Origin of the sequence: Oryzomonas japonica (assembly GCF_008802365.1) — a bacterium.
Classification (GTDB): Bacteria; Desulfobacterota; Desulfuromonadia; order Geobacterales; family Pseudopelobacteraceae; genus Oryzomonas; species Oryzomonas japonica.
Genome location: NZ_VZQZ01000003.1, coordinates 126,611 through 139,585 on the forward strand (window position 1 = coordinate 126,611; position 12,975 = coordinate 139,585).

At 61.7% G+C, this 12,975-nt stretch carries 11 protein-coding genes; 3 read left to right on the top strand and 8 right to left on the bottom strand.

Going from position 1 to position 12,975, the window contains the following annotated elements:
- Window positions 1-24: 24 nt before the first annotated feature.
- The 3 genes from F6V25_RS06375 to pap all read left to right on the top strand — a co-directional run bounded on the left by F6V25_RS06375 (window position 25) and on the right by pap (window position 3,160).
- Window positions 25-795 (top strand): amino acid ABC transporter permease, encoded by a 771-nt coding sequence (locus tag F6V25_RS06375; RefSeq protein WP_151127783.1) that lies wholly within the window; start codon window positions 25-27, stop codon window positions 793-795.
- Complete coding sequence (locus tag F6V25_RS06380) at window positions 785-1,516, top strand: amino acid ABC transporter ATP-binding protein (protein WP_151127784.1); 732 nt, start codon at window positions 785-787, stop codon at window positions 1,514-1,516. The genes F6V25_RS06375 and F6V25_RS06380 overlap by 11 nt, the downstream gene beginning before the upstream one ends.
- A gap of 156 nt (window positions 1,517-1,672) precedes the next feature.
- Window positions 1,673-3,160, top strand: coding sequence for a polyphosphate:AMP phosphotransferase (gene pap, locus F6V25_RS06385; RefSeq protein ID WP_151127785.1), 1,488 nt, complete (start codon window positions 1,673-1,675; stop codon window positions 3,158-3,160).
- A 9-nt stretch (window positions 3,161-3,169) separates the two neighbouring features.
- Here the strand turns inward: pap and F6V25_RS06390 are convergent, their stop codons facing one another.
- The 8 genes from F6V25_RS06390 to F6V25_RS06425 all read right to left on the bottom strand — a co-directional run bounded on the left by F6V25_RS06390 (window position 3,170) and on the right by F6V25_RS06425 (window position 12,791).
- Window positions 3,170-3,757 (bottom strand): YqeG family HAD IIIA-type phosphatase, encoded by a 588-nt coding sequence (locus F6V25_RS06390; protein ID WP_151127786.1) that lies wholly within the window; start codon window positions 3,755-3,757, stop codon window positions 3,170-3,172.
- Between the two features lie 3 nt (window positions 3,758-3,760).
- Window positions 3,761-4,660, bottom strand: a complete 900-nt coding sequence (locus F6V25_RS06395) for a protoglobin domain-containing protein (protein ID WP_151127787.1) — start codon at window positions 4,658-4,660, stop codon at window positions 3,761-3,763.
- Between the two features lie 21 nt (window positions 4,661-4,681).
- Entirely contained in the window at window positions 4,682-5,773 is a 1,092-nt protein-coding gene (gene hypD / locus F6V25_RS06400) for a hydrogenase formation protein HypD (protein ID WP_151127788.1), read from the bottom strand.
- Window positions 5,774-5,810: 37 nt separating this feature from the next.
- A complete protein-coding gene (locus F6V25_RS06405) occupies window positions 5,811-6,041 on the bottom strand; it encodes a HypC/HybG/HupF family hydrogenase formation chaperone (RefSeq protein WP_151127789.1) in 231 nt (76 codons plus the stop codon).
- Between the two features lie 6 nt (window positions 6,042-6,047).
- The gene (gene hypF, locus F6V25_RS06410; protein WP_151127790.1) at window positions 6,048-8,342 is read right to left on the bottom strand and encodes a carbamoyltransferase HypF; all 2,295 of its coding nucleotides are present in this window, start codon (window positions 8,340-8,342) and stop codon (window positions 6,048-6,050) included.
- The gene (gene hypB, locus F6V25_RS06415; RefSeq protein WP_151127791.1) at window positions 8,312-9,163 is read right to left on the bottom strand and encodes a hydrogenase nickel incorporation protein HypB; all 852 of its coding nucleotides are present in this window, start codon (window positions 9,161-9,163) and stop codon (window positions 8,312-8,314) included. Before hypB ends, hypF begins: the two co-directional genes overlap by 31 nt.
- Before the next feature lie 163 nt (window positions 9,164-9,326).
- Window positions 9,327-11,135: an ABC transporter ATP-binding protein gene (locus tag F6V25_RS06420; protein ID WP_151127792.1), complete on the bottom strand. Its 1,809-nt coding sequence runs from the start codon at window positions 11,133-11,135 to the stop codon at window positions 9,327-9,329.
- A gap of 120 nt (window positions 11,136-11,255) precedes the next feature.
- Window positions 11,256-12,791: a response regulator gene (locus tag F6V25_RS06425; RefSeq protein WP_191966098.1), complete on the bottom strand. Its 1,536-nt coding sequence runs from the start codon at window positions 12,789-12,791 to the stop codon at window positions 11,256-11,258.
- Between the last annotated feature and the right edge of the window lie 184 nt (window positions 12,792-12,975).

Here is a 12,975-nt window from a genome sequence, read left to right on the forward strand (position 1 = left end):
ACCACGGTGCGACGCTACTTCTTCATGACCCCCGACAGCCACGGGGGCAGGATTCCGGCAGCTGCCGCCGCAGCCAGTTGGCTGGCGGTGTTACTGTTCCTCTCCCTGCTGTTTTGGTTTGCCTTCAGCCAGGTCAAATTTGCCTGGGGCTGGGATGCGGTCTACACCTACCGCTACAAATTTCTGAAAGGGTGGCTGATAACGGTGGCCGTCTCCTCGGCCGCCATGGCTTTAAGCCTGGTGGTCGGCCTGGCCACGGCCCTGGCCCAGCGAGCGTCTTTCCTGCCGTTGCGCTATCTGGCACAGGTCTATATGGAGATCATCCGCGGCACCCCCCTCCTGGTGCAGATTTTGATCTTTTTTTACGTGGTGGCCGACGCCTTCGGGATCAATAATCGCTATCTGGTGGGGATCGTCATCCTCGCCATGTTTGCCGGGGCCTACATCTCCGAGATCATCCGGGCGGGGATCGAAAGTGTCGGCGAGACCCAGTTGGAGTCGGCGCGGGCCATCGGTTTCACCCGCGCTCAGATTTACCGCTACGTCATCTTCCCCCAGGTGACCCGCCAGGTCCTGCCCCCCATGGCCGGACAATTCGCATCACTCATCAAGGACTCATCGCTCCTTTCTATCATCTCGGTCAACGAGTTCACCCTCAACGCCCAGGAGGTGAATGCCTTTACCTTCAGTACCCTGGAGAGCTACCTGCCGCTGGCGGTCGGCTACCTGATCCTTACCCTGCCGATTTCCCTCTGGACCAAACGCCTGGAAAAGAGGTTCCGTTATGCGACTTGAGGTCAGCGCTATCGTCAAATCCTATGGCGACCACGTCGCCCTGAACGGAGTCACCCTCGCCATACCTGAGGTTCGTACCTTAGCCATCCTGGGGCCGTCCGGCGGCGGAAAATCCACCCTGCTGCGCATACTGGCGGGCCTGGAAACCCCGGATGGTGGCGAGATCGCCCTGGACGGCGATCCGATACAATTCAACGAGGCATACCTGCTGCGACACCGCAGGGGGATCGGGACGGTGTTCCAGTCGTTCAACCTGTTTCCGCACCTGACCGCCTTGGACAACATCGCGCTCCCCCTGGAGAAGGTGCACGGCTACGAGGCCGCTGAGGCGGCAACCTATGCCCTGCAACTGCTGGCCCGGTTCCATCTGGCCGGGCATGCCCTCAAAACCCCGGCCCAGCTTTCGGGGGGGCAGAAACAGCGGGTGGCCATAGCCCGCGCCGTGGCCATAAAACCGCGCCTGCTGCTGTTCGACGAGCCGACCTCGGCCCTTGATCCGGAGATGACCGTGGAGGTGCTGGACCTGATAGCCGAACTGCGCCAGGAGGGGCGGCCGCTCGTGCTGGTGACCCACGAGATCGGTTTTGCCCGCCAGGTGGCCGACCAGGTGGTCTTTCTCCACGAGGGGCGGGTGCTGGAGTGGGGGGACGCCGCAGAGCTGTTTGAACAGCCGACCACCCCGGAGATGCGGGGCTTTCTGGACAAGGTGTTGAGATACTAACAGGCTGTTGAAAAACTCAGGTTGTTCAAAAATAGCCAGATCGTCGCACCCGCAGAAAGTCACGCGGAGGCGTAGCAGCGCTACGCCGCACAAGGAGACTTTCGAGGACGGCGGCGAGATGGCTGTTTTTCAACAACATGCTAAAGGAGGAGAACCATGTTCGAGTCCGCCGAATTGGGACACAAGATCAGCAAAACCGTCTGGAAAAAGGAGGTTCCCGAACTGCGCGGAGCCCTGCTGGACGCCCAGCTCGACCTGCTCCAGTCGAAGAAATTCCCGGTCATCATTTTGGTGGCCGGTGTGGACTGCGCCGGCAAGGGGGAAACGGTCAATCTCCTCAACGAGTGGATGGACCCGCGCCACATCGAGACCCACGCCCTGCGGGACCTGACCGACGAAGAGTTGGAACGCCCCCAGATGTACCGCTACTGGCGGGTGTTGCCCCCCAAGGGGAAGATCGGCATCTTCATCGGCACCTGGTATTCGGCGCCCCTGCTGGAAAACGTCTACGGCACCATCAAAAATGCCGAACTGGACCAGCGGCTGGAGCGGATCGTTCACTTCGAGCGGATGCTCTGCAACGAAGGGGCGCTGGTCCTCAAGTTCTGGCTGCACCTGTCCCGGGATGAGCAGAAAAAGCGCCTGAAGAGCCTGGAGAAAGACCCCAAAACCCGCTGGCGGGTCACTGATACCGACTGGCAGCATTACAAACTCTACGACAAATTTCGCAAGGTCTCGGAACGGATGCTGCGCACCACCAGTACCGCCGAATCACCCTGGACCATCGTGGAGGGGAGCGATCCCAACTACCGCTACCTGACCATCGGCAAAGCCCTGCTCGCCGCCCTGCGCCAACGGCTGGATGCCGCCGAACCGCCGCAACACGACGAGCCGATTCCTCCCATCATGTCCACCATCGACAACCTGCTGATCCTCAAAACTCTGGATATGTCGAAGCAATTGAAGAAATCCGACTACGAGGACGAGTTGGAAAAGTACCAGGGGAGGCTCAATCTGCTGACCCGCCATGCCGGTTTCCGCAAGCTCTCCGTGGTGACGGTCTTCGAGGGGAACGACGCCGCCGGCAAGGGGGGGAGCATCCGTCGCGTCACCCAGGCCCTGGACGCCCGTCTCTATCGCATCATCCCGGTGGCGGCCCCCACCGACGAGGAGTTGGCCCAGCCCTATATGTGGCGTTTCTGGCGCAACATCCCCCGCAAGGGGCGTTTTACCATCTTCGACCGTTCCTGGTATGGCAGGGTACTGGTGGAGCGGGTGGAGGGGCTGTGCGGCCGGGGTGACTGGATGCGGGCCTACGGTGAGATCAACGACTTCGAGGAGCAACTCGTGCGCAACCATACGGTGGTGGTCAAGTTCTGGCTCTCCATCAGCCAGGAGGAGCAACTCAGGCGCTTCAAGGAACGGGAGAAGATCGGCTTCAAGCGTTTCAAGATCACGGACGAGGATTGGCGCAATCGGGAGAAGTGGGGCGAGTACGAGGTGGCGGTCTGCGATATGATCGACCGCACCAGCACCGACATTGCGCCCTGGACCCTGGTGGAGGCCAACGACAAGTACTACGCCCGCATCAAGATCCTGAAAACCCTCTGCGAGCGGATCGAGGCGGCGCTGGGGAAAATATGACGAGTCTGTTTACAGGCGGGAGGCGCCTTTGAAAAAAAAACGTTCCCCGGCCCGCAGCAGCATGAAGAAGGTCTCGGCCAAGGGACGGTGGCGGAAGGAACGGTAGGGACTGCGGATGTAGAGGGGACGGGCACCGGCCGTGAGGGCCGCCAGACAACCGGTCAGCAGGCGGTCGTCCACCATCAGGATGGCGGACAGGGGAGCGTGGGCCAATTCGCCTACCTTGTGGAGACCGTCGGGATAGGGTTTCTTGCGGACGCCGGAGATGAAGCGGATTTCGGGAAAATGGTTCCTGAACCAGATCCTGCGGGCCTCGGTCGGCTTGTTGGAGAGAATGAAGATCCTGTCCGTGCCGAAAACCGTGCTGCAACGGATCAGCCATTCTCGGGCTTCGGGGAGCGGCTCGGGAAAACCGTGGGGGGCCAGGACGCCGTCGAAATCCAGGGCCAGGGCCGTGATGCCCACGGCGGCGAGGTGCTCCGGGGCCAGGCCTGTAATGGATGAACAGGACGGCGTTTCCCGCAGAATCCGGCCGAGTTCCTTCCGAAAGGTGAAACCGAGGGTGAATCCGGCCAGAACGTGCGCAAACGGGAGCATGGGCTATGCCTTGTCCAGGTCCTTCTGAGCCCGGGAGACCAGGTAGTAGAGGATTCCCAGGATCAGCAGGGTGCCGGCCAGGAATGCCTGGGTGGCCAGATCGTCGTGGCGCAGGGTGGAGATCAGAATCTCGCGGATCATGGCCACGATGATGACGCCGATGAAGACCAGGATGTTAAATTTGCCACCCTTCAGGTTCTTGATCTCGTTGTCCATCAACTCGATCATCATCCAGAGGATCAGCAATTCGCCCAACGCGCTGAGTATGCCTTTCTCCACATCCCCGCGGAAAATATTGATGAGATCCCACCCGAACAGCAAGGCAACCGAGATGGAAACCCCTGCCAGGGCCAGCACCAGCACCAGATTGAGGCCGTAGGTGAAGCGTTCGGCCAATCGGATGAGGTGGGATTCCAGTTCGCGCGAGACAAAGACCTTCTTCAACTCTTCCTCGCGGTAAGAGGCGCTCATGATGTCCAGATTCATGTCGAGGATCTTTTCGGTCGCCTCGCGCAGGGCACGCCGTTCGTCACGGTCCGGGTAGTTCTCGTCGATCAGGTTGAGCAGGAAGTGGCGGACCCGGTTCATGGCGACATTAACGAAATGGACATTCAGGCCGACCTTGACGTGGGCGTGGCCGATGCGGGTCAGGTGGTTCAGGTAGTTGTTATCATAGGCACCGTTAAAGAGCGACATGAACCAGTTGCTGTGCATCTCAAGAAGCCGCTGGCGATTGCTGGTGTTGAGGATGGCGGTGGTTTCGGGCAACCCGTAAAGATAGTTGTGGAATTCGCCGGAGAAGCGCTCCTTGTGTTGGGCCGCCAGGGGCTGAAAGGCTTTGAGCAATTCCTCATCGTCGTCGGTGAAGCCGTAGTGGTCTTTAAGGTCCTGCATCGAGGTCATAATGGCACCCTTTATCCGTAGTTATCTTCCGTACTTGTACGCCGCTGAACAGGTCCCTTCGCTGGACACCATGCAGGCGCCCACCGGAGATTCCGGCGTGCAGGCCGTGGAAAAGAGCGGACAGTCGAAGGGGGATAATTTCCCCTTGAGCACCTCGCCGCAGCGGCAGGCGGGATTTTCCCGCTCTTCCCCCGGATCGATCTCCAACGCCTTCTCGGCGTCAAAGCGTGCAAGTTCAGGCTTGATGGCCAGGCCGCTGCCGGGGAGCATCCCCAGGCCGCGCCAGGAAGCATCGCACGGCACAAAGACCCGCTCCATGATGGTCTGGGCCTTGGGGTTGCCTTCCCAGCTCACGGCGCGGCTGTACTGTATTTCCACCCGGCTTTCCCCGGCCAGGACCTGGGCCAGCAGCATCTCGATGCCCTGCATGACGTCGGCCGGCTCGAAACCGGTCACCACGCAGGGAATGTGGTATTTCTCCGCCAGCGGCTTGTAGGCGTTGGCGCCGATGACCGTGCTGACGTGGGCCGGACAGAGGTAGCCGGAAAGGGCGAGGTCCGGGTCGGCGGTGAGGAGGTCCATGGCGATCGGCATGGTCTTGTGGGAGGCCAGAACGTAGTAGTTCGAAAGTCCGAGCCGCGTCGCCTCCAGGATGCTGGCGGCGATGGTCGGGGCGGTGGTCTCAAAGCCGATCCCCAGGAAGATCACCCGGCGCTCGGGGTTGGCATTTGCCAGGGCGACCGCATCCAGTGGTGAGTAGACGATGCGCACGTCGGCGCCCTTGGCCCGTTCCTCCATCAGGGATGAGCGGCTGCCGGGGACGCGCAGCATGTCGCCGAAGGTGGCCACGATATTACGGGCATCAGCCGTGCAGGCCACGGCCTTGTCCATGTAGCCCACCGGGGTCACGCAGACCGGGCATCCGGGACCGGAGACGAGCCGCACGTTCTCCGGGAGCAGCGAGCGGATGCCGAACTGGTAGATGGACATGGTGTGGGTGCCGCAGACTTCCATGAAGTTGACCGGTTTGCTCAACCGCTGCGCCATGCGCTGGATGTTGGCGGCCATATTCCTGACCAGTTCGCGGTCGCGGAATTCGTCCTGAAATTTCATGCTTCCTCCTCCGCGGCAGGACCGGATGCCCGCCTGTTCATCGCATATCCTCGGGAGCAAAGACCTCTTTCATCATCCGCAAGGTCTCCTCGGCATAGTCCTCATCCAGGCGCGAGATGGCGAATCCGGCATGGACGATGACATAGTCGCCCACCCCGACCTCCTCGCCCAGCAGCATGACGCTGGCCTCCTTCTGCACACCGTCCACCTCGGCCACAATGGTGTCGCCGTCCCTGCTGAGAATCTTCATGGGTACACCAAGACACATACCTGTTTATCTCCTTCCCTGCCATCCGGCTATTGCCGCCTGCCCGAGGGCGATACCGCCGTCGTTGGGGGGAACCAGCCGGTGGGTGAATATCTGTAGCCCCTGATCAAGCAGCTCAGTATATACCATTTCGCTCAAAAGGCGATTCTGAAAAACGCCGCCGGAGAGAACAATACGATCGAGGCCGGTTTTCCCGGCAATACGGACGGCAGTCTCCACGGCTGCCTGGGCCACGGTGGCGTGAAAACGGTAGGCCATGGCCGCCGCCCCCGTGCCGGCAGCCGTATCGGCCAGGAGGTCCTGGAAAAGCGGGGTGAAATCGATGGCCAGCCGCTCGTTGCCGGTAATCCCGAAGGAGTAGGTCCCCGAAACCTCCGCGGCCTCCGCCAAGGCCTCCAGTTCAATGGCCGCCTGGCCGTCGTAGGATACGGTCTGGCGCACGTTCAGCAGGGCTGCCGCGGCATCGAACAGACGGCCGCAGCTGGAGGTAAGCGGCGCGTTGAGGCCCCGCTCCAGCATGGCGGCAAATATGCCTTTCTGGGTATCATCCAGATGCCGGGCAACCGGATGGTCCAGTTCAAAGGCCCCTTTGCCCTGGGAACGGTACAGCCACGCCAGGGCCATGCGCCAGGGTTCCCGTACTGCGGTGTCACCCCCGGCTAGCGGTACGGGAAGGAAGTTGCCGGCCCGTTGGAATCCCTCGTAGCCGCCGACCAGAAACTCGCCACCCCAGATCGTGCCGTCCGTGCCGAAACCGGTACCGTCGAAGATGATGCCGACCACCTCGCCTTCCAAGCCGTTTTCCGCCATGCAGGCCGCCATGTGGGCGTGGTGGTGCTGAACCCGTGTCAGGGGCAGCCCGGATTCCGTCGCATGGAGCGAGGAGATATAGTCGGGATGCAGATCGCAGGCGACCAGTTGCGGCGCTATTTCGAGAATGCCCGACAGGTGCCGGATGGTGTGGCGGAACGAGTCGGCGGTTGAGCTGTTCTGCAGGTCGCCGATGTGCTGGCTCAGGAATGCCTGATCCCCCTGGGCCAGGCAAACGGCCCCTTTCAGTTCGGCCCCCACGGCCAAAAGCGGCGGCACCGTGAAGGGGAGCCGCACGGCCCGCGGCGCATAGCCCCTGGCCCGGCGGTAAAAGAGCGGTTTGTCCTGGAAGAGGCGCAGGACCGAATCGTCGCTGCGCACATGGATCGGCCGGTTGTGCACGAGAAAAAAATCGGCGATGGCTGCCAGACGCTTAAGGGCGTCGCTATCTTCAAAGGCCACCGGCTCGTCGGACACGTTGCCGCTGGTCATCACCAGGGCCGCGAAGTGATCGCGCATCAGGAGATGATGGACCGGCGCGTAAGGCAGCATCAGGCCGAGCCAGCCGTTGGCCGGCGCCACCAGGGGCGCAACCGGGCAATCCGGGGTCTTGTGGGCGATAACGATCGGGCTCTCCGGGCCGGTCAAGAGCCGTTCCTCCTGGTCGCCCAGCACCACCAGCTTGCGGGCGGTCGCCAAGTCGGCGGCCATGACGGCAAAGGGCTTTTCGTCCCGCTTTTTCCGCTCGCGCAGCCGCTTGACCGCCTCCGGGTTGCAGGCATCCACGGCCAGGTGATACCCGCCGATCCCCTTGACCGCCAGGATCTTGCCCCCCCTCAGGAGTTCGATAGCCTGGATGAGGGCATCGTCGCGCTCCGCGACCGGATTGGCGTTACCATCCAGCAGGCGGAGCTGCGGGCCGCAGACCGGGCAGGCGATGGGTTGGGCATGGAAACGCCGGTCTGCCGGGTCGTCGTACTCCCGGCGGCAATTGGGGCAGACCGGGAATTCGGCCATGGTGGTCCGGGGGCGGTCGTAGGGGATAGCGGTGATGATGCTGTAGCGGGGGCCGCAGTTGGTGCAGGTAATGAACGGGTAACGGTACCGCCGGTCGGCCGGATCGAACAGCTCCCGCAGGCAGTCGCCGCAGAGGGCGGAGTCGGGCGCCACCTGGATATTCTTCGCTCCATCCCCGCTGGGGAGGATGGTGAAGCCGCGCTCCGGGACCGGGGGGATATCCTCCGTGAAACTGGACGTGACAGTGGCCAGGGGAGGGAGGTCATGGGTCAGGCTGTGCTGGAACGCTTCCAGCGTGTCAACCGTACCCTGGACCTCGATCTCCACCCCGGCGGGGATGTTGCGCACCCAGCCGGTCAGGCCGAGTTCGCAGGCCGAGCGGAACACGAAGGGACGGAACCCGACGCCCTGGACGATGCCGCTGATGAGGAAACGCTTGCGGACTATGGCTTTGCCGTCCCCGTTGCCAGCCATTGGTACCATCCGTCCATCCCCTCGCCGGTGCGCGCCGAAACCTCGAAGATGGTGATGCCGGGGCTTACCCTGCGGGCGTATTCCTTGCATTTTTCCACATCAAAGTCCAAGTGGGGGAGCAGGTCGGTCTTATTGAGCAGCATGACCGTGGAGTTGTGAAACATCTGGGGGTACTTGAGCGGCTTGTCCTCACCCTCGGTCACCGAGAGGACCGCCACCTTGTGGTGCTCTCCCAGGTCGAAGGAGGCCGGACAGACCAGGTTGCCCACGTTTTCTATGAGGAGCACGTCCAGATTGTCCAGATCAAATCCATCGGTGCCGTGCATGACCATATGGGCGTCCAGGTGGCAGCCGGCGCCGGTGTTGATCTGACGGACCGCTACGCCGGTGGCGGCGATGCGCTGGGCGTCATTGTCGGTCTGCTGATCCCCCTCGATCACGGCAAAACGGAACCGGTCACCCAAGTCCCGCAGGGTACGCTCCAAAAGGGTGGTCTTGCCCGATCCGGGAGAGCTTACCAGGTTGAGGACGAAGATGCCCTTGTCCTTGAACAGGGCGCGATTGAAGGAGGCCAGACGGTTGTTCTTGGCCAGGATGTCCTCTTCGATGCTGATCACGGTCCGTTTCCGGTCGCCGTGGTCGTGGTCGTGGTCGTGATGATCGTGGGCTTCATGATCATGGTCATGGTGCTCGTGATCATGGTCATGGTGCTCGTGATCATGGTCGTGATCGTGGCTATGGCTGTGGCTGTGGTGATGGTCGCCGTGCTGGTGGTCATGGTCGTGCGTATCTGTCGGGCCGCAGCCGCAAGTGGTGCACATGGGTTCCTCCGAAAATGGGTCCTTATGATGGGGTAACCGTATCAGTTTCCGCGTCGTTATGCAACAGGGTCTGGCTAGAACTTTGTGAATCGTGAATAGTGAATAGTGAATGGAGGGAAAAGGCTTTTAACGTCTCGCTTTCACCTTTCACCATTCACTTTTTTTAAAGGCCGTTGAACTGCAACTGGTGCAGCCGGTAATAGAGCCCCTTGGCCTCCATGAGCTCCTGGTGCGTCCCCTCCTCCGATTTGCGGCCCCGGTGCACCACCACGATCCGGTCGGCGTCCTGGATGGTGGAAAGCCGGTGGGCGATAACCAGGGAGGTGCGCCCCTGCATCAATCCCCTGATCCCCTCCTGGATCATCTGCTCCGAGGCGGAATCCACGCTGGCGGTCGCCTCGTCCAGCACCAGCACCTCGGGATCAAAGGCCACGGCCCGGGCAAAGGAGATGAGCTGTTTTTCCCCTACGGACAGGTTGTTACCCCGCTCCCGGACCTCTTCCCCGTACCCCTGGGGCAGGCGCTCGATGAAGCGGTCGGCCCCGACCGCGGCGGCCGCCGTTCGGACCCGCGTCCGCGCCTCTTCGTCCCCCAGGCAGATGTTGAACTCGATACTGCCGGCAAACAGGCAGGGGTCCTGGAGGACGATGCCGATGCGCCGGCGCAGGTCGCTTCCCTGCATGTTGCGCACATCTATGCCGTCAATGAGGATGCTGCCGCTGTCGATCTCGTAGAGGCGCGTCAAAAGCCGCGTGATGGTGGTCTTGCCGCCGCCGCTTTCCCCCACCAGTGCGATCCGCTCGCCGCGCCGGAGGACCAGGCTGAACTCCTCCAGGGCGTTGTCCCCCTCGCGGTAGGCAAAGGAGACGTTACGGAATTCGATCAGGGGAGGCCTCTGCCCGAAAGTTTCTCCGGGTGAGCGGCCTTCTTCGGCAAAGGCGGGCACGGGGGCCTGGTGAACCGGCTTGTCCGCCGGTGTGTCCAGCAGGGCAAAGATCCGTTCCAAGGCCGCCATGGCCCCCTGCATGACCGAATACTTGGCCGACAGGTCGCGGATGGGGGTGAAGAATTTTTCGATATACTGGATGAAGGCCACCAAAACCCCGAAGGTCAGGGCGCCCCTGATGATCTCGCCGCCTCCGTACCAGATGATCAGGGCCACGGCGATGGACGACAGAGCCTCCACGATGGCGTACAATGACGCATCCCAGAAGATGACCGGCATGTTGGCGTCCCGGTAGGATGCGTTCAGGTTGCTGAAGCGCCGCTCTTCGTCCCGTTCGCGGTTGAACGCCTGGATGATGCTGATGCCGCCGATGGACTCGGCCAGAAAGGCGTTGAGGCGCCCCAGGCGTGCCCGCACCTCGCGGAACGATTGGCGCATCCTGCGGCGAAAGGCCCAGGCAACGTACAGGAGCAGGGGGAGGACGCTGAAGGTCACCAACGACAGCTTCAGGTTCATCCAGAGCATGACCGAGATGATGCCCACCAGGAGCATGACGTCACCCACGATGGTAATGATCCCCGAGGCGAACATCTCGCCCAATACCTCCACGTCGCTGGTCAGGCGGGTGACGGCGCTGCCCGTGGGCACCCGGTCGAACCAGGAGACCGGCAGGCGCATGACATGGCGGTAGAGCTCGTTGCGTATGTCGGCCATGACCCGCTGGCCGACGGATTGGAGCAGGTAAATCTGTAAAAAGGCGAGGAGGGATTCGGACAGCAGGACCGCCAGGAAGGCCAGGGCGATCCCTTCCAAACCGGCCAATCTGCCGGTGGTGATGTGGCCGTCGATGGCCAACTTGATGATCCAGGGTTGAGCAAGGCGGCAGGCGGCAACTATCGGTACGGTGATCAGCACCGCGACGATCGCCGTGCGGTAGGGGGCAACATAGCGGGCAAAACGGGTCAGCAGGCGGGTATCGTACGCCTTGCCCGCTATTTCTTCTGCATAGATGCCGCCGTGGTACATTCTGACTCCGCAAGATGGTTGTGCAACGATCTTACCATATCAGAATCGGCGGCAGAAGTGAAATGGTGGCTTCCGCTGGAGTGGCGTCCCGGCCGTTTGCGGGCCGGGGAGCGGGGCGGCTTACGGGGACGCCGTTTCGTGCGGAGCTGTTGGTTCGTCCGGGAGGGCCGGCAGATAGATGTGAAAGGTCGTCCCTTTGCCGGGTGTGGATTCGGCGTTGATGGCGCCCTTGTGTTTGCGGATGATGGAGTGGCAGAGAGCCAAGCTGAGCCCCATGCCCTTCTGACTGCCCATCTCCTTGGTGGTAAAGTAGGGGTCGAAGACCCTGGGCAGGTTTTCGGGGGTGATGCCGGTTCCGGTGTCGTGGAACGTCAGATGAACGTACTCCCCCGCCGGGAGAGACAGGGCATCCTGCTCGCCTATGGTTACATTCTCCGCTTCGACCCGCAGGGTCCCGCCCTGGGGCATGGCCTCGACGGCATTGACCGCCAGGTTGGAAAAGGTCCGCTCCATCTGGGAGTCGTCCATCCTTACCCGGTGCAGGTCGGACGCGATAGTGACTTCGCTCGCTATGGCCGGTTTATCCCTGAGTACGGCAGCGATGGCCGATGCGATCAGCGGGGCAAGGGGCGCGGGATGCACAAAGGAGTCCCCTCCCTTGGAAAATGCCAGCAGGCGCAGGCTCAACTCCTTGGCGCGCAGCGAGGTCTGTTCCGCCGTCTCGAGCATCTCGATGATGGTCTGGGGGGCGTTGACATGCAGCTTAGCCAGGGAAATGTAGCCGAGGATCACCTGCAACAGATTGTTGAAGTCGTGGGCCATGCCGCCGGCCAGAATACCGATGGCTTCCATCTTCCTGGACCGCAGACTCTCCGCTTCCAGCTTTCTCTGCCGGGTGACATCCTCCCCGTTCTTGATGAACTTGAGCAATGAGCCGTCAGGGGCTTTGAGGGGGGATATGCTCACGTTTTCCCAGAAGAGATCGCCGTTTTTCTTCCGGTTCTGCATGCTGCCGTGCCATTCGTTTCCCTGGAGAATCGTGGACCACAAATCCTGGTAGACTTCGGGGGAGGTCTCGCCTGATTTGAGGATACGCGGTGTCCGTCCGATCGCTTCGTCGGCGTCAAAGCCGGTTATCTCGCAGAACTTGCGGTTCACGTATTCGATGACGCCGGTGGTATCGGTGATGATCGCCATGCTGGGACTTTGCTCGAGGGCACTGGAAAGCAGGCGGATGTGTTCGTTTTGCCGGCGGAGTTGTCGCTGCATCGTCACAACGTTGATGCTCCGTTCGATGGCCTCGTAAAGTTTCTGGAAGGCCACCGGTTTGAGGACGAATTGGTTGATGCCGATATCGATGGCCTGGAGCAGGTAGTCGATATCGTTGAAGGCCGTCACGACGATAATCTGGGCATCGCGGGCCCTGCTGCGGATCTCCCGTGCCATATCCAGCCCGCTCATGAACGGCATCATGATATCGGTCAGTACGATGTCGGGGGTATGCGCCTGGTAGAGCTCCAGACCTTCCCGGCCGTTTGCGGCCACGATCAGCCGGTAGCCGCGCAGGCCGAGCATGCGTTTGACCTGCTCCCGCGAGGTGTCTTCATCCTCCACATACAGGATGGTGAGGTCGTCTGGGGATGGGGGCGACGTCATTGTCATGCCTCGAAGCGACGTCCCGCCGTGTCGGCGGCGCGTGCGTCTCTATCAAAATGATGATCAGATGCAGATGGAATGAAATGTTTTCCCGGCGGGAGGGCAATCATGGCAGTCGCCGGACAGGAGGACAGAGATTTTCTCAGCTGGGGTGGGACTGGGTTGGGTGGGACATGACGGTTCA

Bases quoted from the DNA above. Each gene is read 5' to 3' on its own strand.
- F6V25_RS06380 (WP_151127784.1), top strand. From the start codon at position 785: ATGCGACTTGAGGTCAGCGCTATCGTCAAATCCTATGGCGACCACGTC.
- F6V25_RS06390 (WP_151127786.1), bottom strand. From the start codon at position 3,757: ATGCTCCCGTTTGCGCACGTTCTGGCCGGATTCACCCTCGGTTTCACC.
- F6V25_RS06395 (WP_151127787.1), bottom strand. From the start codon at position 4,660: ATGACCTCGATGCAGGACCTTAAAGACCACTACGGCTTCACCGACGAC.
- F6V25_RS06405 (WP_151127789.1), bottom strand. From the start codon at position 6,041: ATGTGTCTTGGTGTACCCATGAAGATTCTCAGCAGGGACGGCGACACC.
- hypD (WP_151127788.1), bottom strand. From the start codon at position 5,773: ATGAAATTTCAGGACGAATTCCGCGACCGCGAACTGGTCAGGAATATG.
- hypF (WP_151127790.1), bottom strand. From the start codon at position 8,342: ATGGCTGGCAACGGGGACGGCAAAGCCATAGTCCGCAAGCGTTTCCTC.
- F6V25_RS06375 (WP_151127783.1), top strand. From the start codon at position 25: ATGACCCCCGACAGCCACGGGGGCAGGATTCCGGCAGCTGCCGCCGCA.
- F6V25_RS06425 (WP_191966098.1), bottom strand. From the start codon at position 12,791: ATGACGTCGCCCCCATCCCCAGACGACCTCACCATCCTGTATGTGGAG.
- hypB (WP_151127791.1), bottom strand. From the start codon at position 9,163: ATGTGCACCACTTGCGGCTGCGGCCCGACAGATACGCACGACCATGAC.
- F6V25_RS06420 (WP_151127792.1), bottom strand. From the start codon at position 11,135: ATGTACCACGGCGGCATCTATGCAGAAGAAATAGCGGGCAAGGCGTAC.
- pap (WP_151127785.1), top strand. From the start codon at position 1,673: ATGTTCGAGTCCGCCGAATTGGGACACAAGATCAGCAAAACCGTCTGG.